The sequence below is a fragment of the Streptomyces sp. KR80 genome (assembly GCF_052245555.1).
Lineage (GTDB): Bacteria > Actinomycetota > Actinomycetes > Streptomycetales > Streptomycetaceae > Streptomyces.
Window position 1 is genome coordinate 558,229 of sequence record NZ_JBQQCD010000001.1, and the last position, 22,051, is coordinate 580,279.

At 71.7% G+C, this 22,051-nt stretch carries 18 protein-coding genes, 2 tRNA genes and 1 pseudogene; 4 read left to right on the forward strand and 17 right to left on the reverse strand.

From position 1 onward, the window contains the following. Positions 1–46: 46 nt before the first annotated feature. Complete coding sequence (gene holA, locus ACTWQI_RS02530) at positions 47–1,048, reverse strand: DNA polymerase III subunit delta (RefSeq protein ID WP_443266938.1); 1,002 nt, start codon at positions 1,046–1,048, stop codon at positions 47–49. A gap of 72 nt (positions 1,049–1,120) precedes the next feature. On the opposite strand from holA, the gene ACTWQI_RS02535 reads away from it, so the two are divergent. Next, the gene (locus ACTWQI_RS02535) at positions 1,121–1,366 is read left to right on the forward strand and encodes a hypothetical protein (RefSeq protein WP_443266940.1); all 246 of its coding nucleotides are present in this window, start codon (positions 1,121–1,123) and stop codon (positions 1,364–1,366) included. A gap of 10 nt (positions 1,367–1,376) precedes the next feature. Here the strand turns inward: ACTWQI_RS02535 and ACTWQI_RS02540 are convergent. The 5 genes and pseudogenes from ACTWQI_RS02540 to leuS form a co-directional block, all read right to left on the reverse strand. After that, positions 1,377–4,174, reverse strand: a pseudogene (locus ACTWQI_RS02540) (ComEC/Rec2 family competence protein); the annotation flags it as partial. 182 nt (positions 4,175–4,356) lie between these two features. Beyond that, a complete protein-coding gene (locus tag ACTWQI_RS02545) occupies positions 4,357–4,803 on the reverse strand; it encodes a helix-hairpin-helix domain-containing protein (protein ID WP_443266942.1) in 447 nt (148 codons plus the stop codon). 949 nt (positions 4,804–5,752) lie between these two features. Next, positions 5,753–6,601, reverse strand: a complete 849-nt coding sequence (locus ACTWQI_RS02550) for a DegV family protein (RefSeq protein ID WP_443266944.1) — start codon at positions 6,599–6,601, stop codon at positions 5,753–5,755. A gap of 62 nt (positions 6,602–6,663) precedes the next feature. After that, positions 6,664–7,563, reverse strand: coding sequence for a hypothetical protein (locus tag ACTWQI_RS02555; RefSeq protein WP_443266946.1), 900 nt, complete (start codon positions 7,561–7,563; stop codon positions 6,664–6,666). A gap of 234 nt (positions 7,564–7,797) precedes the next feature. Continuing rightward, positions 7,798–10,770 carry a leucine--tRNA ligase gene (gene leuS, locus ACTWQI_RS02560; protein ID WP_443266948.1) on the reverse strand — a complete coding sequence of 991 codons (2,973 nt, stop codon included), beginning with the start codon at positions 10,768–10,770 and terminating at the stop codon, positions 7,798–7,800. 414 nt (positions 10,771–11,184) lie between these two features. Here leuS and ACTWQI_RS02565 point away from each other — a divergent pair, with 414 nt between their 5' ends. Beyond that, on the forward strand, positions 11,185–12,480 hold the full coding sequence (locus ACTWQI_RS02565) for a hypothetical protein (protein ID WP_443266950.1): 1,296 nt from the start codon (positions 11,185–11,187) through the stop codon (positions 12,478–12,480). Next, entirely contained in the window at positions 12,477–14,036 is a 1,560-nt protein-coding gene (locus ACTWQI_RS02570) for an NADH-ubiquinone oxidoreductase-F iron-sulfur binding region domain-containing protein (RefSeq protein ID WP_443266952.1), read from the forward strand. Before ACTWQI_RS02565 ends, ACTWQI_RS02570 begins: the two co-directional genes overlap by 4 nt. 58 nt (positions 14,037–14,094) lie before the next feature. On the opposite strand, the gene ACTWQI_RS02575 is transcribed toward ACTWQI_RS02570, so the two are convergent. The 9 genes from ACTWQI_RS02575 to ACTWQI_RS02615 form a co-directional block, all read right to left on the reverse strand. Continuing rightward, positions 14,095–14,167, reverse strand: a tRNA-Ala gene (locus ACTWQI_RS02575). 175 nt (positions 14,168–14,342) lie between these two features. Next, the gene (locus ACTWQI_RS02580; RefSeq protein WP_443266954.1) at positions 14,343–14,576 is read right to left on the reverse strand and encodes a hypothetical protein; all 234 of its coding nucleotides are present in this window, start codon (positions 14,574–14,576) and stop codon (positions 14,343–14,345) included. Positions 14,577–14,579: 3 nt separating this feature from the next. Next, positions 14,580–14,816: a hypothetical protein gene (locus ACTWQI_RS02585; RefSeq protein WP_443266956.1), complete on the reverse strand. Its 237-nt coding sequence runs from the start codon at positions 14,814–14,816 to the stop codon at positions 14,580–14,582. 138 nt (positions 14,817–14,954) lie between these two features. Next, positions 14,955–15,027: transfer RNA gene (locus tag ACTWQI_RS02590), tRNA-Ala, on the reverse strand. A gap of 151 nt (positions 15,028–15,178) precedes the next feature. Then, entirely contained in the window at positions 15,179–15,832 is a 654-nt protein-coding gene (locus ACTWQI_RS02595) for a histidine phosphatase family protein (protein WP_443267174.1), read from the reverse strand. Next, positions 15,829–16,266 carry a ribosome silencing factor gene (rsfS, locus tag ACTWQI_RS02600; protein WP_443266958.1) on the reverse strand — a complete coding sequence of 146 codons (438 nt, stop codon included), beginning with the start codon at positions 16,264–16,266 and terminating at the stop codon, positions 15,829–15,831. Before rsfS ends, ACTWQI_RS02595 begins: the two co-directional genes overlap by 4 nt. A 68-nt stretch (positions 16,267–16,334) precedes the next feature. Next, positions 16,335–18,008 (reverse strand): LCP family protein, encoded by a 1,674-nt coding sequence (locus tag ACTWQI_RS02605; protein ID WP_443266960.1) that lies wholly within the window; start codon positions 18,006–18,008, stop codon positions 16,335–16,337. A gap of 22 nt (positions 18,009–18,030) precedes the next feature. After that, entirely contained in the window at positions 18,031–18,654 is a 624-nt protein-coding gene (nadD, locus tag ACTWQI_RS02610) for a nicotinate-nucleotide adenylyltransferase (protein WP_443266961.1), read from the reverse strand. A gap of 79 nt (positions 18,655–18,733) precedes the next feature. Beyond that, a complete protein-coding gene (locus ACTWQI_RS02615; protein ID WP_443266963.1) occupies positions 18,734–18,898 on the reverse strand; it encodes a hypothetical protein in 165 nt (54 codons plus the stop codon). 275 nt (positions 18,899–19,173) lie between these two features. Between ACTWQI_RS02615 and ACTWQI_RS02620 the strand changes: the two genes are divergently transcribed. After that, positions 19,174–20,292, forward strand: a complete 1,119-nt coding sequence (locus ACTWQI_RS02620; RefSeq protein WP_443266965.1) for a M48 family metallopeptidase — start codon at positions 19,174–19,176, stop codon at positions 20,290–20,292. Here ACTWQI_RS02620 and ACTWQI_RS02625 read toward each other — a convergent pair. Together ACTWQI_RS02625 and ACTWQI_RS02630 are read right to left on the reverse strand one after the other, a co-directional pair. Then, positions 20,270–21,343, reverse strand: a complete 1,074-nt coding sequence (locus ACTWQI_RS02625) for an SCO2583 family membrane protein (protein ID WP_443266967.1) — start codon at positions 21,341–21,343, stop codon at positions 20,270–20,272. The genes ACTWQI_RS02620 and ACTWQI_RS02625 overlap by 23 nt on opposite strands. Before the next feature lie 90 nt (positions 21,344–21,433). Further along, positions 21,434–22,051 (reverse strand): SCO2584 family spore wall biosynthesis protein, encoded by a 618-nt coding sequence (locus tag ACTWQI_RS02630; RefSeq protein ID WP_443266969.1) that lies wholly within the window; start codon positions 22,049–22,051, stop codon positions 21,434–21,436.

Consider the following 22,051-nt stretch of genomic DNA (forward strand, 5'->3'; position numbering starts at 1 on the left):
CCGCGGTCCGGGGCCGGGCCTGGAGAATTGAGCTGGAGCGGCGGGATCAGCGGCGGGCGGGGCGCGCTGCGCGGGCGATCGCAACGACGGCCTTCTCGAGGGCGTACTCCGGGTCGTCCCCGCCGCCCTTCACCGCGCCGTCCGCCTCGGCCACGGCCCGCAGCGCGGCCGAGACGCCGTCGGCGGACCAGCCACGCATCTGCTGCCGCACGCGGTCGATCTTCCAGGGCGGCATGCCCAGCTCGCGGGCCAGGTCGCCGGGACGCATCCCGCGCGGAGCGGATGCGAGCTTGCCGATGGCCCGCACCCCCTGGGCGAGCGCGCTGGTGATCAGGACCGGGGCCACGCCCGTCCCGATGGCCCAGCGAAGCGCTTCGAGCGCTTCCGCGGCCCGGCCTTCCACCGCGCGGTCGGCGACCGTGAAGCTCGACGCCTCCGCCCGGCCGGTGTAGTAGAGGGCGACGACGGCCTCGTCGATGGTGCCCTCGACGTCGGCGGCGAGCTGGGAGCAGGCGCAGGCGAGCTCCCGCAGATCACTGCCGATCGCGTCCACCAGCGCCTGGCACGCCCCCGGCGTCGCGGACCGGCCGGCGGTGCGGAACTCCGACCGTACGAACGTCAGCCGGTCGGCGGGCTTGGTCATCTTGGGGCAGGCGATCTCCCGGGCTCCTGCCTTGCGGGCCGCGTCGAGCAGCCCTTTGCCCTTGGCGCCACCGGCATGGAGGAGGACGAGGGTGATCTCCTCGGCGGGGGTGGCGAGATAGGCCTTGATGTCCTTGATCGCGTCCGCCGAGAGGTCCTGGGCGTTCCGGACCACCACGACCTTGCGCTCGGCGAAGAGCGATGGGCTGGTCAGCTGCGCCAGCGTGCCGGGCTGCAGGGCTTCGGGAGTCAGATCGCGCACATCGGTGTCCGCGTCGACGGCGCGCGCCGCCGCGACCACCTGCTGCACGGCGCGGTCGAGCAGCAGCTCCTCCTGCCCCACGGCGAGCGTGACGGGGGCGAGCGGATCGTCGGGCCGAGTCGTCGGCGCATTCCTTGTGGCCATCGCTGTCCAGCATCCCATGGGCCACTGACACCCCCGGCCGGACAACTTCCGGTCGTGCCGGAGAATGACCGGGTGAGCGACGTTCGACATGTACTGGTGCTGCCCGACCGCGATGCTGCGGAGGAAGTGGCCGAAGCCCTCGCCCACAGGTTCGGCGTCGCCGAGCGGCCACAGCTCGTACGGGACGCCCTGGCGGGTGAGGACGACGCCGAGGACGCCCAGTGGCTGGTCGTCGTCGAGGACCCGGCGCGCCACCTCGACGCGACGGCACTCGACGCGTTCGTCGCGGAGTACGACGGCTGGGTGGAGACGGAGTAGCTCTGCCGCCTCTGACGGCGACGGACAGCCGGGGTCCTGCGCCCGTCACGGCGATCGCACCGTCGGTGTCGGTGCGCAGTACGGTCGCGCCGCTGCGGCGGAGTGCGGCGACGGTGCGGGGGGACGGATGGCCGTACGGGTTGTCCTCGCCGCAGGAGATCAGGGCGAGCCGGGGACGGACCCGGTCGAGGAGGCCCGAGTCCTGGTACGCGGAACCGTGATGGGCGACCTTGAGGACGTCCACGGGCGGCAGTTCGGGAACGGTGGCCAACAGGCGCTGCTGCGCGGGCGGTTCGAGGTCGCCGAGCAGGAGCAGCGTGAGTCCGGAAGTGCGGACCAAAAGCGTGACACTGGCGTCGTTCGCCCCGCCGAGTGTCGCGAACGGTGCGGGAAGGGAAGGCCGCTGCGACGGAGGCCGAGGCGTGGTGGGGAGCGGTGCAGGCTGTGGTGCGGGCGGCCACAGGACGCTCCATCGGAGCGGTCCGAGCCGCCGCTCCCCCGGTGCGGTGCGGACCAGCGGGAGGCGTGCCCCGGCCGCCACGCGTCGTACGAACTTGGCCTGGTCGGCGGGTTCCTCGAGCGTGGTGGTCTCGATCGCGCCGACCGCCCGGCCGCGCAGCACTCCGGGCAGACCGGCTACGTGGTCGGCGTGGAAGTGCGTGAGCACCACCAGGGGAATGCGGGTCACACCCAGGGCGCGCAGACAGAGGTCGGCGAACCGGGGGTCGGGGCCGGCGTCCACGACCACCGCCGTGCCGCGGCCCGCCCACAGCACGAGCGCGTCGCCCTGGCCCACGTCGCAGACCGCGAACTTCCAGCGGGGCGGCGGCCAGCCGGTGAGCAGCCGTGGCAGGGGCGCCGGGCGCGTGATCGCCAGGAGGAGGAGCAGGGCCGCCGCCGTACAGACCCAGGGGTGACGCAGCAGACGGCGAGCCGCGAGGACGGCCGCCCCGGTCACGGCGGCCAGCAACAGGCCTCCGGACCAGCCGCCCGGCCAGTCCAGTTCGGCTCCGGGGAGCGCGGCACCGGTGCGGGCGATGCCCGCGATCCACTCGACGGGCCAGCTGCCGAGCCAGGCGATCCCCCTGGCGACGGGCATGGCCACGGAAGCGGCCGCCAGCGCGGCGAAGCCGAGGACGGTCGCGGGCGCGACCGCGATCTCGGCCAGCAGATTGCAGGGGATGGCCACCAGGCTGACCCGCGCGGCCAGCACGGCGACGACGGGTGCGCAGACCGTCTGCGCGGCCGCCGCAGCCGCCAGCACCTCGGCGAGCCTCGGCGGCATCCCGCGCGACTGCAGCGCGGCGCTCCAGCGTGGCGCGATCGTCAGGAGCGCGGCCGTGGCCAGCACGGAGAGCAGAAAGCCGTACGACCGCGCGAGCCATGGGTCGTACAGGACCAGCAGCAGCACGACCGTGGCGAGGGCCGGGAGCAGGGATCGGCGGCGGCCGGTCGCAATGGCGAACAGAGCGACGAGGCCGCAGGCTGCCGCGCGCAGCACGCTGGGCTCAGGACGGCAGACGATCACGAAGGCGAGGGTGAGCAGCCCACCGAGGAGTGCGGTACTGCGCAAGGGGATCCCGAGCCACGGCGCGAGTCCGCGCCGCTCGGCGCGGAGGGCGAGATGCGGTGGCCCGATGAGCAGCGCGAGCACGATGGTGAGGTTGGCCCCTGAAACGGCAAGCAGATGGGTGAGGTCGGTGGCCCGGAAGGCCTCGTCCAGCTCGGGCGGGATACGGGACGTGTCCCCGACGACGAGCCCCGGCAACAGGGCGCGGGCGTCGGGCGACAGGCGGTCGGTCGCTTCCCGCAGTCCGGCGCGCAGGTCACCGGCAATCCGCTGCACGGCGCTCGGAGCGCCGATCACCTGCGGGGGTCCGTCATCGGTCACGCGCAGGACGACGGCGACCGGTTCACCGCCGGCGCCGGGCAGCGGCGGCGCAGTGCGCGCCCGCACGCGCAGCCGCGTGGACGGCAGCAGCCGTAACCAGTCATCCTGCGGCGCGACGTGCGCAACGTGTGGGCCCTGAGCATGTGCGTCGGGCGGGGACCGACCTGGGTCCGGCTCCCGGTCCGGCCCCGGATCTGCGTCCGGGTCCAGGGCTGGGTCCAGGGCTGGGTTCGGGGCTGGGTCTGCGTCAGGATCCGCGTCCGAGGACGGAGGGATGTACGCGGGACGGCGCGCCGCGTCCCGATCGCCCGCATCCACGAGGGAGCCGCGCGGCTGCACGGTGACGAGCACAGGGGTCCGTACCGCAGTGTCCGTGCCGTCCGGGCTCGTCACGCGCAGCGCTTCGGCCTCCACGACAACCGCGGCGGGCGCGCGCTGCGCGCCCCGGACTCGGGGGCGGGTCAGGCGTGGATCGCCGGTCACGGTCAACTCCACGGTGGCATCGGCGTATTGCCGGGCCAACTGGGCAGTGGGCCGCGATGCAGGTCGGCGGCGGTCAGAGCACCTGACGTCGCCGCGGCTGCGGCGCAGAGGAGGGCCGTCACGGCTGCGTAGCGCGGGCCACCGCGCTCACGGTGTGACCGCCCGGCCGCGATGTCTCCCCCGCGGGTACCGAGGCCGGCTCCCAACGCTCCGGGAACCACACAACCCGTGCCCGGAACTGGGCCTCCGTCAGGAGAAGGATCACTACCGTCAGGAGGACCACCTCCGCGCCGTTCCACACGCGGCCGGCGAGGGCTCCCCTCCGGGGCGTCCCTACGGCCCGGACCGTCGCTTCCGCCCCGGCGCCCGCCGAGGCCGGATGACCGCCCACGGCCTGCCCGCGCGCCGGCTCGCCACCACAGCAGCAGCGCCATCGCCGTGGCCAGGCAGCCGGCGGCGCCGAGGAGCGCCCACGCGGTGGGAATGCTCACCGCCACCGCCGCCGTGGCCCAAGCGGCGAGGGCCGGTGGGATGAGGCGCAGGTCGGTGGGTCCTTCCTGCCGGGGGTCGGACGGTCCGCGGCAGTCGTCGTGCGCCGTCCGCACGGCGGAGCGGTTCATGGCTGCACGAGGGGTTGGAGTTCGGCGAAGCGGCGTGCACCGATGCCGTGAACGTCACGGAGTTGGTCGACAGATCGGAAACCCCCGTTCTGTTCGCGGTAGTCGAGGATGTGCTGGGCCAGTACGGGTCCGACGCCGGGCAGCGCGTCGAGTTGTTCCGCAGTGGCGGCGTTGAGGCTGACGGGGCCCGCGGCGGCGCCCGGAGCGCCGCCCGGATCGGATGGCGCCGAACCCGCACCGGCCCCAGCGGGTGCCGCACCGCCGACGACGACCTGCTCACCGTCGCTGAGCAGCCGGGCCCGGTTCAATGTCCGGGTGTCGGTGCCCGGGCGCACCCCGCCCGCCGCGCGCAGCGCGTCGGCGACGCGAGCACCGGCGGGCAACCGGTGAATACCGGGCCTGCGGACCTTGCCCGCCACATCGACCACGATGCGGCGGTCCATGCCACGTGTGGGCGAGCCCGGGGCGTCGCTCGGTGCGGGGGGCACAGCGGGGACGGAGACGGGCGCAGGACCCGCCGATGGCTCGGCCGACGGTGCCCGCACGGTCTGCGGTCGCCCCGTCCAGTGCTGATACACCGCGAACGCTCCGAAGAACGCGAGCACGACAGCGAGCGCCACGAGCGCCCGCGGGTCGATGCCGCACCTTAACTGAACCCATAGCGGCAGCCGTTCGCGGACCGCGAGCCACCAGTGCGTACGCCGCCGGACTGCGCCTGTGTCGGTGCCGTCACCGTCCCCCGCCGGAGGACCAGAGGTCACTTCGCCCTGGGGACTCGCGCCGGGGGTGGCATCCGAATTCGGCCGAGCGTTCGCCTGCCCAACCGCGGCGCCGCGTCCTGCAGGTGAGCGGGCGGACGGCACCGTATCCGTCGGCGTCGCCGTCACGCATGCCTCCTTGGCCGGGGGCAGCGTCACGCGGGCTGGGCCTGCTCGCACCACGAGCGCATCGGCGTCCGAGGTGGGCCGACCACCCGTCCCGGTCACCCATGAGGGGGCACGGCCAGGGGGAGCGAGCTCGGCTGCCCCGGCCCGCGGCGGAGGTTGGACGAAGAGCGTGGCCGCGCGCTCGCGGACCGTCGCCTGGCCGCATGCCGCCGCGGCGTGCATACGAGCGGTACGGCCCGCACGACTCCATCCGTTCGCCCGGCGCGCGGCATGGCGTCGCCGGGCTCGCTGATCGGAACCGGGCGCACGACCCGGCCCACTGGTCACGGTGCGTGATCGAATGTCCATGACCGTCGACCGTAGGCGCGATCCGCGGTGCCTGCTGAGCAGCTCCAGTTTCCGTGGAAAACTTGCCAGTTGTGGATAAATCCATCACCCGCACGAGCGATGTGCCGCCGTCCGTCACCAGGCACGCGACAACTGCGGCCGCACGAGGGGCGTTCGTTCAGCTCCTCGGCGACAGAACCGCACCCAGCAGACCCGGGCCCGTATGGGCGCCGATCACCGCGCCCACCTCGCTGACGTGCAGCTCGGCCAGGCCGGGCACCCGGTTGCGCAGGCGGGCGGCGAGCTGCTCGGCCCGGTCCGCCGCGGCCAGATGGTGGACCGCGATGTCCACCGGACTCGAGCCCGCCCGCCCGACCACGAGTTCCTCGAGCCGGGCGATGGCCTTGGACGCCGTGCGCACCTTCTCCAGCAGTTCGATGCGGCCGCCGTCCAACTGCAGCAGCGGCTTCACCGCGAGAGCCGAGCCGAGCAGGGCCTGCGCCGCCCCGATCCGGCCACCGCGCCGCAAGTAGTCGAGGGTGTCGACGTAGAAGTACGCCGAGGTGCCCTCGGCGCGCTTCTCGGCCGCGACCACGGCCTCGTCCAAAGTGCCGCCCGCTTCCACCGTCTCCGCCGCCGCCAGGGCACAGAAGCCGAGCGCCATGGCGACCATTCCGGTGTCCACCACCCGTACCGGCACGGGGACCTCCCGCGCCGCGAGCACCGCTGCGTCGTACGTGCCGGACATCTCGGCGGACAGGTGCAGTGACACGATGCCCTCCGCGCCCGCCTCCGCGACGGACCGGTACGTCGCGGCGAAGGCTGCGGGGCTGGGCCGGGAGGTCGTCACCGAGGTGCGGCGCTGCAGCGCCTGGGCGACGGAGCGGGCCGAAACCTCGGTGCCCTCTTCCAGCGCCCTGTTGCCGAGTACCACGGTCAGCGGCACCGCGATGATGCCGTGCCGCTCCATCGCCTGCTGCGGCAGGTAGGCCGTGGAATCGGTGATGATGGCGACACGGGGGGACATGACTGGGAGATTATCCGGGGACGCCCATGGCCGACAGTGCGGGCCGCCCGAGCGTCCACCGCTCAGGTGGTGCTCTCCGGTCGGCGCTCCTTCTCCCACGGGTACGCGAACTGCCGTCGCGGATCTCCTTCGGTGATCGCGGGCGGCTCCTGAGCGACCGCGTCGGGCCGGGACACGTCCGGCCAGGTCGGAGTCGGAGTCGGCGCCGGTGTGTCGCTCCCCGGAGCTGGAGTGGCCCCCGGCTTCCCGCTCCCCGACCCGGGGGTCTGCGCCGACGCACGAGCCTGCGCCGACGCCGGAGTCTCCGCGGAAGCCGCGGCGGACTGCGAAGCCGTGCCAGGGGAAACGGCCGGGTCGGCCGCGGCCCGTGATGAACCCGCCGTCGCCGACGCCTCAGTGCCGCCCGGCGCCCCCGGCTCGGACGTCCAGTGCCGCAGCGCCCCCGCCTCGACGTCGATCTGGCGCCCGAGCGCCGCGAGGTCGTCGTCCGCGAACCGCAGTGCCCGGTCCTGTGCCGCCCACCGCAGCGAGTCCGCGTGGCGGACGATCCGCTCGGTGCGCTCGCGCAGCTCGGGCAGTCGCTCCGTGATCCGTCCCTTGTCCGGCTCCCGCTCCAGGCGTTTGAGGTCGTCGTCGAGCTCGATCCCGTGCGCGCTCAGCCGCTGGAAGAGCCGGGACGCCTCCGACACCGCGGCGTCCTCCGGCGGGGCCGCGTGCAGCGCGTCCTGAGTGGCCCTCATCGACGTCCTCAGCGAGACCCGCAGCTCGGCGAGGTCTCCCAGCACGCCGGGCTGGGCCAGCTGCTTCGCCCTGAGCGTGGTGTCCTCGACGGCACGGCGCGCTTGAGCGACCGTACGGTCCACTCCGCGCTTCGCCGCTCCGACCACTTTCACCGTCACATAGGCGCCGAGCGCCACGAATGCCACGAAGAGCAGCGCGAGGATGAGGATCGCGGCTTCCATGAGCGGTCCTTCCCGGTAACCGATGGCCGAGTGTCGCGGTGACCCTTCCACCGTAAACGGCCGGGGCCGGTCACGGGTTCCATCGAACCCACGACCGGCCGCCTCGGCGCCGCACGCCGATAGGCCCCTCAGCCACTCGGCGCACAGGCCGCACGCCTGATCGGCTCACACACTGTCGGCCAACGGCCCGCGCCTGCAGGAGCAGCAGACCGCTCGCAGCAGGCAGCCCCTGGCTCACGCGGGCACGATGTTGACCAGCTTCGGCGCCCGCACGATCACCTTGCGGATGTCCGCGCCGCCCAGCGCGGCCTGGACGCCCGTGTCCCCCAGTGCCAGCCGCTCCAGCTCCTCATCGGCGATCGACGGCGGCACCTCCAGGCGCGCCTTGACCTTGCCCTTGATCTGTACGACGCAGGTCACCGTCTCGTCGACCACGTACGACGGGTCGGCGACGGGGAAGGCCTGGTGCACCACCGTCGAGTCGCGTCCCAGCCGGTGCCACAGCTCCTCGGCGATGTGCGGAGCCAGCGGCGCGATCAGCAGGACCAGCTGCTCGGCGACCGACCGGGGCACCGGCCGTCCCGCCCGTCGCCCACCACCACCCTCAACCGAGGGCCCTGCGGGCCTGCCCCCATACTCCTTCGTCAGGTGGTTGTTCAGCTCGGTCACCTTGGCGATGGCCGTGTTGAAGCGCAGGTTCTCCATGTCCTGACGGACTCCGTCGATCGCCTTGTGCAGGGCACGCAGCGTCTCCTCGTCCGGCTCCGCGTCGACCACGGTGACCGCGCCCGTGTCCTCGTCCACGACGTTCCGCCACAGCCGCTGCAGCAGCCGGTACTGGCCGACCACGGCGCGCGTGTCCCAGGGGCGGGAGACGTCCAGCGGGCCCATCGCCATCTCGTACAGCCGCAGCGTGTCGGCTCCGTACTCGGCGCAGATCTCGTCCGGGGTGACGGCGTTCTTCAGGGACTTGCCCATCTTGCCCAGCAGACGGGTGACCTTCTCGCCCTGGTAGTAGTACGCGCCGTCCCGCTCTTCCACCTCGGCGGCAGGCACCGCGATGCCGCGCCCGTCCCGGTAGACGTAGGCCTGAATCATGCCCTGATTGAACAGCTTGTGAAACGGCTCGTATGAAGAGATGTGACCCAGGTCGAACAGAACCTTGTGCCAGAAGCGGGCGTACAGCAGGTGCAGCACCGCGTGTTCCGCGCCGCCCACGTACAGGTCGACGCCACCCGCGGGCTGTCCCTCCCGCGGCCCCATCCAGTACCGCTCGATCTCCGGGTCGACGACCTTCTCGTCGTTGTGCGGATCCAGGTAGCGCAGCTCGTACCAGCACGAACCGGCCCAGTTGGGCATGGTGTTGGTCTCACGGCGGTACCTCCTGACGCCGTCGCCCAGGTCCAGTTCGACGTCGACCCAGTCCTCGTTGCGGGACAGCGGAGTCTCCGGCGAGGTGTCGGCGTCGTCCGGGTCGAAGGTGCGCGGCGAGTAGTCGTCGACCTCGGGCAGCTCGACCGGCAGCATCGAGTCGGGCAGCGCGTGCGCGATGCCGTCCTCGTCGTAGACGACCGGGAACGGCTCGCCCCAGTAGCGCTGCCGGCTGAACAGCCAGTCGCGCAGCCGGAAGTTGACCATTCCCTCGCCGATCCCCCGGTCGGTCAGCCACTGCGTCATCCGGGCCTTGGCGTCGACGACTGTCAGGCCGTCCAGCGAGATCTCCGGCCCCGTGGAGTTGACGATCCTCGCGTCGTACGAGTCGAAGGCGTCGTCCCAGGTGGTCGGATCCGTGCCGCGACTCGCTCCGGGGGAGCTGTCGGATGCAGTGGAGGGATCCACGACGCAGCGCATCGGCAGCTCGAAGGCGCGGGCGAAGACGAAGTCCCGGCTGTCGTGCGCCGGGACGGCCATGATGGCGCCCGTGCCGTAGCCCATCAGCACGTAGTCGGCGATGAAGACCGGGACCTGCTCGCCACTGACCGGATTGGTGGCGTACGCACCGGTGAAGACGCCGGTCTTGTCCTTCGCCTCGGCCTGCCGCTCGACGTCGGACTTGGCCGCCGCCTGCTTGCGGTACTCGGCCACCGCCTCGCCCGGGGTGGGGTGCCCGCCGGTCCACACGTGGTGCGTGCCCTCGGGCCAGGTGGCGGGGACGATCGCGTCGACCAGATCGTGCTCGGGCGCCAGCACCATGTACGTGGCACCGAACAGGGTGTCCTGACGGGTCGTGAAGACCGTGATCGCGCCCTTGTCCGCCACGGGGAAGTCGATCCGGGCGCCCTCGGAGCGGCCGATCCAGTTGCGCTGCTGCAGCTTGATGGCCTCGGGCCAGTCCAGCGCGTCCAGGTCCTCCAGCAGCCGGTCCGCATAGGCGGTGATGCGCATGTTCCACTGACGCAGCTTGGCCTTGAAGACCGGGAAGTTGCCGCGCTCGGAGCGGCCTTCCGCGGTGACCTCCTCGTTGGCCAGCACCGTGCCCAGACCGGGGCACCAGTTGACCGGCGCGTCGGAGGCGTACGCCAGCCGGTACTCGCCCAGGATGCCGGCGCGCTCGGCGGCGCTCAGCTCACTCCAGGGCCGCCCGGACGGCGTCGCGCGCTCCCCGCTCTCGAACTGTGCCACCAGCTCGGCGATCGGCCGCGCCGTCTTCGCCTCCTCGTCGTACCAGGAGTTGAAGATCTGCAGGAAGATCCACTGGGTCCACCGGTAGTAGTCCGGGTCGATCGTGGCGAACGACCGGCGCTTGTCGTGGCCCAGACCCAGCCGCCGCAGCTGGACCTTCATGTTTTCGATGTTGGCCTCGGTGGAGACCCGCGGGTGGGTGCCGGTCTGCACCGCGTACTGCTCGGCGGGCAGGCCGAACGCGTCGAAGCCCAGCGTGTGCAGGACGTGGTGACCGGTCATCCGCTGGAACCGGGCGTAGACATCCGTGGCGATGTAGCCCAGCGGGTGGCCGACGTGCAGTCCCGCACCCGACGGATACGGGAACATGTCCATGATGTACTTCTTCGGGCGGCCGACGACCTCGGCCGACCCGGCCATTTCCCTCTTGGGATTGGGCGTCGCATAGGTGCCCTCGGCATCCCAGAAGTCCTGCCAACGTGCCTCGATGTCGGCGGCCATGGCGGCCGTATAGCGGTGCGGCGCAGCCGCCTCGGCCGGCGATCCCCCGGCGCGCGGGCCGGGGGAGGAATTCGTCTCGCTCATCGTCCTCAAAGCTCCATCGATGGTCTCTGCCAACGGAATCGGACCTTCTTGCCCCTGAAACAAAAAGGCCCCTCGCACAGGAGGGGACGCCGCGCTGATTCCGACCGGTGGCTCTGGGGGCCCTCCCCCTGGGGGCACCTCCCAGGGGGAGGATCACCCGGAAAGATCCGATGTCCGCCGGTCGGTACTGATCAGCGCGGCCCGCTAAGCAGGAGGCGTACGGCACGCATGGGGTCAGCGTACCGCAGCGTCCGCAAGGGCCGCACAGAGCCACCGGCCACTCGCGCACAGCGACGACCGCAACCGATCTCCGCAATTGACATTCGAGCAAATAACCAAACACCCGGATGATCTTTCACCTGCCATTTAGCATGCGGAACGGGACCCCTCACTCGCACCACTGGAGTCGCCCGAATGCACCCTCATCGCAAGCTGCGAACACCGTCCTCGTTGTCCCGCCCCGCCCAGTACGGCGTATCGGTCGCGGTCATCGTCCTCATTCCGGTGCTCGTCCTGGCCGCCGGGGAAGAAGTGCGCGCCGCGCTGGACTTCACCGGGGGTGTGCTGACCCTCCTCTCCCTGTCGGGCGCAGTCGTCTGGGGGTTGATAGCCACCGACCGCAATCTGTTCGAGCCGCGGGAGCGGTTGCTCGCCCAGGCCATCCACCGCACGCTCGCGGTCGCCTCGCTCGGCTTCCTGCTGCTGCACATCACCACCAAGATCTCCTCCGGTCACGTCGGTCTGCTGGGCACCTTGGTGCCGTTCGGGCTCGGCATGCAGGGTTCGGCAGGACTGATTGGGCTCGGCTCACTCGCCGCGCACCTGATGATCTTCGCGGGAGCAACCGGAGCGCTGCGCAGCGCCATGGCCACACCGGGGGCCGTGGCCGCCCGCTGGCGCGCGCTCCACGCCATGGCCTATCCGGCATGGGGGGCGGCTCTGGTGCATGGCCTCAACGCCGGGCGCCCCGCCGCGGGATGGGTCGTCGCCATGTATGCGATGGTCGTGGTCGCCGTGGCGCTGGCGGTGTCCGTACGGCTGCTCCCACCGCCCCAGAAGCGCCGCGTCGCGCGCCTGCTGATATCCATCACCCGGCCCGAGGAGGGCACCCGGGCTCCGCGCCGACGTGCCGAAGCATCATCCCCGTCGGAGCGCGACCCCTCGGTCGCTCCGCTGCCCGGGTCGGGCCCGCTCCCTGGAGGAATCAGCCGCGCCCCGCGGATCGACGAGCCGCCCCTGCGGCTCGACTCGGCGCGGCCGGCGCCGATCTCGGCGGGCCGGGGTGCGGACATCTCCGCGGCCTACCGCGCGGTCTCCGCGGCACCACAGCCCTCAACCGCGTTCGGGCAGGCCACCGGCCGCCCGGTCCCGGGGTCCGATCCGCTGATGGAGACGCTCTCCCCGGTGTCCCCGATGTACCCGATGTCCGCGTACGCCGACCCGACGCAGACCATGCCCACGGTGTCCGCAACAGATCCCACCGAGATCCTGCCGCCCGTCCCGCCGTACCCGGCGCCCACGGAGACTCTCCCGCCGGTGCCGTCGTACGCGGCGCCGCCGTCTCCCGCGTCCGGCCGCTGGCCCGCCCCGTCCCCGCCGCCGCCCGGCGAGACCCGCAGAGCCCGCCCGGAGACCGACCCCCGGTCCGGCACGCCCTATCCACCGTCGCCCGGTGAGCCGTGGCACCAGCCCGCGGGAGACCGGCCATGAACACCCCCCTGCCCGATGTGCCCGAAGTGCGGGTCGTCGGCCTGCCGCAGCTGACCGCCGGGTTCGACCTGGTCCAGCGGCTGGATCTCGGCATGCATCTGAAGGTCCACGGAGCCCTGGAGCCGATGGTCGGTGAACGCCTCGCCGATCTGGCCGAGGCGGTGTCCCTGAGCGGCCGCGGCGGCGCGGGTTTCCCGTTCGCCAAGAAGCTGCGTGCGGTCGCCAAGAGCGCGATCCGGCGGGGCGTACGTCCCGTCGTCGTCGTCAACGGCAGCGAGGGCGAACCCGCCTGTCGCAAGGACACCGTGCTGATGTGCCGCGCCCCGCACCTCATCCTGGACGGCGCCCTGCTGGCCGCCGAGGCGCTCGGCGCCCGCCTCCTGGCCATCGCCGTGACCCGGGACTCCACGGAGGCCTCCCTCCGGGAGGCGCTGTCCGAGCGCGGACTGTCCGACCGGCGGGGCCGGGGACTGCGCGTACGGGTGGTCAGAACCCCCGAGCGGATGGTGTCCGGTGAGGCGTCCGCGGTCATCAGCGCGGTGAACGGCGGCCCGTCGCTACCCGCCGGCCGCAAGGTGCGCGCCTCCGACTCGGGTGTGGGCGGTGCCCCCACCCTGCTGTCCAACGCCGAGACCTTCGCGCAACTGGCCATCGCCACCCGGCTGGGCGCGCAGCGCTACGGCAACACCGGGCTGATGGACGAACCCGGAACGGTGATGCTCACCGTCTCCGGCTCGGTGGCCCGGCCGACCGTCCTGGAAGTACCGGTCGGTGTCCCGCTGCGCTACGTCATGGAGCTGTGCGGTGCGCCGCCGCTGCCCCAGGCCGTGCTCTCCGGCGGTTACCACGGTGCCTGGATCGACGGGCTCACAGCCCAGGGGGCGATCATCTCCAAGAAGGCCATGGCCACGGCCGGCGGCGCCTTGGGCGCGGGCGCGATTCTGCCCATCGGCCCCGAGACCTGCCCGCTCGGCGAGTCCCTGAGGGTGGCGAACTGGCTGGCCGCCGAGACAGCGGGCCAGTGCGGGCCGTGCAAGCTGGGCCTGCCCGCTGCCGCCGCCGGGCTCTCGGAGGTGCTGGGCGGCGGCGGACCGACCTCGCTGGAAGCGCTCCGCCAGGTGACTCAGGCCGTACGGGGCCGCGGTGCCTGCAAGCACCCCGACGGGTCCGTGCGCTTCCTGCAGTCCACGCTGAAGGCGTTCACCGACGATCTCGCCGCCCACGTGCTCGGCGGCGGCTGCGGCCGGCCCACGCAAGGCGTGCTGCCGCTGCCCGCCCCTGGTTACGAGGAGGAGGGCATCCCGAGCGGCGAGAAGCTGGCCGTGGACTGGACGCTGTGCAAGGGCCACGGCCTGTGCGCGGGCGTGGTCCCCGAACTCATCCGGATGGGGCCGGACGGATATCCGACCCTGGCGGACGCGGCCGTACCCATGCACCTGCGGGCGAACGCCCAGCGTGCCGTACGCCGGTGCCCGGAGCTCGCGCTCCGCCTCGAGGCTGCACCTGCCGAGCAGGCTCCGGCCAGTCGGAAGGCGCTCCCCCGCGGCCAGAGCTGAGCGGGGGGTCCCAAAAGGGGAGCGGGCCGCCCGGTCGGGCGGCCCGCTCTCCTATCCGTGGAGCTAAGGAGAATTGAACTCCTGACCTCTTGCATGCCATGCAAGCGCTCTACCAACTGAGCTATAGCCCCAGGTCGTGCTCCGCCACGGTACGCCGACGGCGGCGTCGCCAACCATACACGGGCCCCCTGGGCCTTCGCCAAATCCATCGGGCTGTCAACCCCTGGGCAGCCCTACGCCGCTGCCGACGCCATGCCACGGACCCGCCTGCGCTCGTTCTGACCTCGGCTCAGGTCACGACCGTGGTCAGGCGGTCGCGAAGGAGTAGAAGCGCTTGAGGGTGCAGTGCTCGTCGAGCAGCCGTCCGTAGATGGGCTCGCCCTCGAGCTCACGGTACGTCTCGATCGGGTCGCCTTTTATGATCAGTGCTCGAGCGCACTCCTCGCACCAGTACTGGTAGTCGGAGTTGATCGGCTCCATGTCGCGGACGATCGGAGTCCCGCTGCCGCACCAGTCGCACTTCCGCCTGTGTGCACCCATCAGTCAGCTCCAGCTGTGGCCGCAGGCCGTGCAGACGTAACTGATCCCACCGTTGTCGCCGAGGACTTGGGCGACGTGCGCCGAGCCGCAGGCCGGGCACTTGAGAAGGTCCGCGCGCGGCGCGGCACCCTGCTCGGCGAGGCAGGTGAAGCGGGGCGCGCACCCGGGCAGCCGACCGCCGCCGTGCGCCGCGGCGATATCGAGCAGATCGTCGACCTCCCCGAGAGTGCTCGTCGGCATGCGCGTTCCCTCCACTTCCGGCCGTCCGATTCTGCCACGGGACGGCGCCCAGGTCAGTGGGCTCCTGGAAGGAGGTCAGGGCCGCGCAGGCCTTGACCAGCAGAAGTCCCGCCCCCTGACGGGAGCGGGATCGAGCTGTGGAGCTAAGGAGAATTGAACTCCTGACCTCTTGCATGCCATGCAAGCGCTCTACCAACTGAGCTATAGCCCCGAGCTTCTCGGCGCCGGGGCGCCTCGAACGAGAAGAAGCTTAACCGGTGAACGGCCGGAAAAGGAAATCCCTTCGTCCACCGACCGGCCGCCGACGCCCAGCGCGTCCCGGCCGACGTCCACGAGCTCTGCAGCGCCGCCGAACCGCCGCCTCAGTCGTCGTCCCCGAGCACCGGCTCCGGCAGCGTCCCGGCGTTGTGCTCCAGCAACCGCCAGCCCCGCGCGCCCTCACCCAGCACCGACCAGCAGCAGTTCGAGAGCCCGCCCAGCGCCTCCCAGCTCCCCGGCTCGAGACGGAGGAAACGGCCGATCGTGGTGCGGATCGTGCCACCGTGGCTGACCACGACGAGCGTGCCGCCGTCCGGCAGCTTGTCCGCGCTGCGCTCGACGATCGGGGCCGCCCGATCCGCGACCTCGGTCTCCAGCTCGCCGCCGCCGCGGCGCACCGGCTCGCCCCGCTTCCACGCCGCGTACTGCTCGCCGTACCGCTCGACGATCTCCTCGTGGGTGAGCCCCTGCCAGCTGCCGGCGTAGGTCTCGCGCAGACCCTCGTCGTGCGTGACCTCCAGGCGGGTGATCGCGGCCAGCTCCGCGGCCGTCGCGGCCGCCCGCTGCAGGTCCGAGGCGATGATCGCGTCCGGCTTCAGCGCCGCCAGCAGGCGGGCGGCGCGGCGCGCCTGGGCGAGGCCCGCCGGGGTCAGCTCGATGTCCGTGGAGCCCTGGAAGCGGCGCTCGAGGTTCCACGACGTCTGGCCGTGCCGCCACAGGACTATGCGGCGGTCCCGGCCGCCGTTGCCGCCGTTCAGAGCAGGTCTCCGTCCAGGTCGTCGGCCGCCTGGCGCTTCGCGTAGTCCTCGGCCTTGCCGTGGGTGGCGACGGCGTCCTCCGGCAGCTGAAGCTCCGGGCAGTCCTTCCACAGCCGCTCCAGCGCGTAGAACACCCGCTCCTCGCTGTGCTGCACGTGCACCACGATGTCCACGTAGTCCAGCAGGACCCAGCGGGCTTCACGGTCGCCCTCCCGGCGCACCGGCTTGGCCCCCAGCTCCTTCTGCAGCCGCTCCTCGATCTCGTCGACGATCGACTTGACCTGGCGGTCGCTGGGGGCCGAGGCCAGCAGGAAGGCGTCGGTGATCGACAGCACGTCGCTGACGTCGTACGCGATGATGTCGTGCGCGAGCTTGTCGGCAGCCGCCTGTGCGGCGACGTTGATGAGCTCGAGGGAGTGGTCCGTGGCGGTCACAGCAGGCTTTCGTCCGGGAGCAGGTACCCATCAAGGGTCTCACGCCCCACGGACAGTCCCGGACCGGCTCATCTCCCTGCGTCGTAGTCCCGGCCGAGCACGACCGTGATGTCGGCGTTCGCCGCACCGCCCTTGGACCTCTTCACCGCGCTCTCCGGCAGACCCAGCGTCCTGGCCACCTCCTTGGCCTTCCCGGCCTGCGCCGCGTCCGCGTACAGCACCTGGGAGGCGGACTGTGCCGCGCCGGCCGCGCCGCCGTCGACGAACGTGTAGCCGCCGTTGACCAGGGTGACCTGGGCGCTGGAGACGGCCTTCTTGTCGCCGGTGGCGTTGCGCACGCTCACGCGCGGGGCCGCGTCCGGGTCGGCGTTCTTGACCGTTCCGCCCAGCACGGACCCGACCACGCTCCGCGAGACCTTCTCACTGAGCGTCCCGTCCGGCTGGACCGGCAGCACCGCGGTCTCGTACGAGCCGTTCTTCACCTGCGCCGCGAGCTGCGCCAGGGACGCGCCGAGCTGGGCCTCGGTCAGCGACGGGTCCGGGATCTGGTTGAGCGTCTCCACGGTGGTCGTCGCGGCCTGGGCATCACTGGAGATCTTCTTCAGGGTGGCCTGCATGACCTGGCCGAACCGCCGCAGCTGCCGGTCTTCCGGCTCACCCGCGGCACGGTGGGTGGCGTAGCCGACGGCCGCCTGGCCGGACAGCTCCTGCCGCTCACCCTTCTTGACGAGCGGGTCGTCGCCCTTCTTCCGGCCGGGCACCGTCGCGTCGGTGTCGACGACGATCCCGCCGACCGACTCCACGAGGTTCTCCAGATACGGGGTGTCCAGCCGCCAGCTGCCTGCGATCTTGGTGCCCAGCAGCCCGTCGAGGGCGTCCCGGGTGGACGTCGTGCCCTCGTCCACGACCGACTTGCCAAGGGTGGTGCTGGTGCCGTCGTCGGTGGCGATCGCCAGCGAGTTCGGCAACAGGACGGTGGTGCCCTTCTTGGTGGTCTCGTTGTCGACCAGCAGCGCCGTGGAACTGCCGCCGCCCTTGGTGTCGCGGAGGTGCACGACGATCACGTCCCGCTTCTGGGGGCCACCCCCGGCCTGTGCACCGGAGTCCACTCCCGCCAGGTCGGGGAGCTTGCCCGCGTGCCAGAGGTAGCCGACGCCACCCACGAGCGCGAGCGCGAGGATCACGGCGAGGACGACGACGCGGTTGCGCCCCTTCCGCTTGCGCTCGTCGCGCCGCTCGGAGCGGGTCTCCGCGAACTTCAGCCAGTCGATGACGTCGTCGGACTCCTCGTCCGGCTCCTCGATGAACGAGAACTGCTCGGTGCCGTAGTCAGGGGCCGGCGCACGCTCCGGAGGGGGGCCGTGCTGCGGGTTGGGGTCGCGCGGCTGCGCCTGCGGCGGGACCTGCGGTGTCTGGCCGGTGCTCGGCGCGTAGGTGTCGTACGACTGCTGCTGCGGGATCCACTGCTGCTCGTCGACCCGCTGCGGGGCCTGCTGGGGGGGCTGGGGGGGCTGCTGCGGCTGCGCGTACGGGTCGTAGTACTGCCGGCCGTACTGGTCGTAGTGCGGCTGGGGCTGCTGGGGCTGGGCATAGGGGTCGTAGTACTGCTGACCGTACTGTCCGTACTGCTCGTACTGCTCGTACTGCTGAGCGTAGGGGTCGTACTGCTGCTGCTCGTAAGGGTCCTGGCCGCGTTCTGGCCCGCCCTCGGAGTAGTGCCGCCCGGAGTGTGCGTCGTTCACCGGTGCCCCTTCCCGTACACGGCTATCCAGCGTCCCGGTACAGCCCGCGCTTGTCGATGTAGCGCACAACACCGTCCGGCACCAGATACCAGACCGGGTCCCCTGCGGCCACCCTCGCCCGGCAGTCCGTCGAGGAGATGGCCAACGCCGGAACCTCCACCAAGGAGACCCCGCCGTCCGGCAGCCCGGGGTCGCTGAGCAGATGGCCCGGCCGGGTCACCCCGATGAAGTGCGCGAGCGAGAACAGTTCGGCGGCGTCCCGCCACGTCAGAATCTGGGCCAGGGCGTCGGCACCGGTGATGAAGTAGAGCTCGGAATCCGGATTCAGCTCATGCAGCTCGCGCAAGGTGTCGATGGTGTACGTCTTGCCACCGCGGTCGATCTCGATGCGGCTGACCGAGAACTGTGGATTCGACGCGGTGGCGATCACCGTCATCAGGTAGCGGTCCTCGGCCGGAGAGACATGCCGGTGCGTCTTCTGCCAGGGCTGGCCGGTCGGCACGAACACCACCTCGTCGAGATGGAACCGTGCGGCCACCTCGCTCGCGGCGACCAGGTGCCCGTGATGGATGGGATCGAACGTTCCACCCATCACTCCGAGTCGCCGCTTCGCCGGACCTGTCACAGGCCTTCCCTGCTTTCCCATGCGTGCAGAGCCTACTGTCCCGGTTCCGGCCATGGCCGGGGAGCCCGTCGGCGCCGCCCCCGGCTCAGCGGTTGCAGGCTCAGCGATCGCGGTTGAACCGGGTGGTGATCCACAGCAGGAGCAGCAGGACGAACAGCGCGCCGCCACCGGTGAGGTACGGGTTCAGGCTGGCGTGCTCGCCGCCGTGCTCGCCGCCCTCGGAGGCGAGGGTGACCAGGGCGTGGGCGGGCTTCAGGAGACTCATCGTCGGCAGGCCTATCCAGTCAGTCGTCGGTTGTGTTCCTTGCTGGCGCCCTCATCGTAAGCGGGGCTCCCGGGCAACCTCACGCCACCTCCGCGCGTCCTTGAAGACCTGATGGCCGTTCCGGCCCGTCGCGCCGCGCCTCGCGCAGATCCCAGCGCCTAGGCTGGGCCCTCAGCGGGACGCTGAACGCGCGCCGGAGGCGCTCATCGACGCGTCGAGCGCCCGGCGGGCGCGCGACCATGAAGGGGCCACAGCCGGGCCGACAAGGGGGCCAGATGACCGAGCAGAGCCACAGCCACGTCCCGAGCCGCGACCGCCGACGGTTCCCAGGGATCTCCTCGCGGGCGTACGAGCACCCGGCGGACCGCTCCGCGCTCGTCGCACTGCGCAAGCTGAGCGGCTTCGACACCGTCTTCAAGGTGCTGAGCGGACTGCTGCCGGAGCGGAGTCTGCGGCTGCTGTACCTGTCGGACTCGGTGCGCGTCGGCGACCGGCAGTTCGCCCACCTCCACACGATGCTGCGGGACGCCTGTTACATCCTCGACCTGGAGAAGGTCCCGCCGATGTACGTCACGCAGGACCCGAAACCGAACGCCATGTGCATCGGCCTCGACGAGCCGATCATCGTGGTGAGCACCGGGCTCGTCGAGCTGCTCGACGAGGAGGAGATGCGGGCGGTGGTCGGCCACGAGGTGGGCCATGCGCTCTCCGGACACTCCGTCTACCGCACGATCCTGCTCTTCCTCACCAATTTCGCGCTCAAGGTCGCCTGGATCCCGCTCGGCAATGTGGCGGTGATGGCGATCGTCACCGCGCTGCGCGAGTGGTTCCGCAAGTCGGAGCTGTCGGCGGACCGGGCAGGGCTGCTGGTCGGGCAGGACCTCCAGGCCTCGATGCGCGGCCTGATGAAGCTCGCGGGCGGCCACCATCTGCACGAGATGAACGTGGACGCCTTCCTGGAGCAGGCCGAGGAGTACGAGGCGGGAGGCGACCTCCGGGACTCCGTGCTCAAGATCATGAACGTGCTGCCGCGCAGTCACCCCTTCACCACCGTGCGTGCGGCGGAGCTGAAGAAGTGGGCGGAGGGCCGCGATCACCAGCGGATCATGGAGGGCCACTACCTGCGGCGGGACGGGGACCGGGACGCCTCGGTGTCGGACTCCTTCCGGGAGCACGCCAACCACTACGCCGACACCGTGCGCACCAGCAGGGATCCCCTCATAGGGCTGATGCGCGACATCGCCGGCGGAGCCGGCGATCTGGGTGGGCGGCTGCGCGACGCGTTCACCGGCCGCCAGACCGACCGGCCCGAAGGCGGTGAGCGGCCCGCCGACGGCGAGCACCCCGGCGACGACAACGACCGGCCGGGCTCTACGGGCTCGGCTGAGCGCTAGTCTCCAGCACGCCGCACAGCGAAGTGGCCGGCCGGCCCGGCGCGTACGGATCCGTACCGGCCGGGGCGTCCCCCTTGGCGTCCTGCCCGGCCAGCAGGGGCCGCAGATGGCCGGCGGAGTCGGCGGCGCAGGCCAGCGGTCCGGCCTGAACGGAGGCGTTCAGCAGCTCCACCCGGTGGTCGCGCAGGTCCTCGTGGTCGAAGCGGAAGCGCACCTCGCGGCGCACGGTGAACAGCGACGCCCGGTCGGAGCCAGCGTCCCCGCCCTCGGCCGCGCGCACCGCGTACACAAAGGTGTGATCACCGACGATCTCCAGATGGTTCGCGCCCACCTGGGAGACCGTCAGGGCGCCGTGCACCCGTATCCCGGGGTCGGCCAGCGCCACCTGGCGGTCGAACCGGACCAGCCATCCGGTGGCGGCGTGCCGGCCGTCGTCGGCCGGACGCTCCAGGCTGCGGTCGAACTGGGCGGCCTGGTCCGGGTCTATCAGGACGCGCACGGGCCGTACGGACTGCCCGCTGAGGACCTCCGGGTCCAGCGAGGAACGGACGATGTACTCCTTGGCGGAGTCGAGGGCGGCCACCACCTGGCTGTCGGAGAAGCTGCGGGTGGCCCGGGCGGCGGGCAGGGTCACGCCTTCGGCTCCCACGCGGTACTCCGCTGCCGGACTGTGCTGGAAGAGCTCCGCGGGCGCACCGCCCGGCACGGTGCCGCGCGGTGCGAGCGGTATCAGCGTGATCCGCAGCGGCTCCGCGGTCGGCCCGGCCGCCTGCTGGTAGGGGTGGCGCACGCCCATGTAGATCGCGGTGGCGAAGGCCAGGGCGATCAGCAGGACCAGGACGAGGGCCTGCTTGGAACCGCTGATCCGAGACCAGGGGCGGCGGCTGCGCACGGCAGGGAGGTGATCGTCCAGCCGCTCCTGTGCGGAGAACTCCTGGAGCCGGGCAGCGCGGACGAACGACTCGTCGAAGACGACGGATCGGTATTCGTCCTCTCCACCTCCCGGAACGCCCTCGGGTGTCCCCTCAGGTGGCTCTCCAGGCCCCGCCATACTTTCAGAGTAGGTCTGTTGGCGGCACGGTAAACGCCCTGGCAGACGACAACTTCTGACGAAGACTCAACAATTCCGGTCGATGCCCGGTCAATGCGCACGAGGCCCTGCCGAGATGGTCGGCACCGCAGATTCGGCCGATATCGACGGCTGCGCACCGGGCTGCCCGGTGAGCTGCCCCACCTGCGGTCCGTCCACCTCGCTCGTGGCAGGTGGCGGAGCCGGCTCCTGCCGGTTGCCCGCAGCTCCACGGTAGACCGCGGCGAACGCGAGCGCGACCATGCCGATGCCCATCAGAACGGCCAGGACCCAGGCCACCGGGCGGTGCCACCGGGCGTGGCTGCGGTAAGGCCGGAGTGTGCCTCCGTAAGGACCGTACGGGCCGTAGCCGTCGTCGTCCGGATCGGGGTCGAAGGCGTCGGCGTACTCCCCGTCGAAGTCCGGATCGCCGTCGTGACCGTACCCGTCGTCGTAGAAGTCGTCCTCCGTCGGCCCGGCGCCCGCCCGGCGGCGGCTGGCCTCGGCCTCGGCACGCGCCTGGGCGGCGGCGAGCATCCGCTCGACGGCGGTGGGTTCATGGATCTGCGCGGACCGTACGAAGTCCTCGTCGAAGACCACGGACGCGAACTCTTCGTCCGCTGCCCCGTGGCTGTGGTTGTCGGGCTCGTCGCCGTCCGGGAACGGCCTGCCCCCCACGTCGTCCGGCAC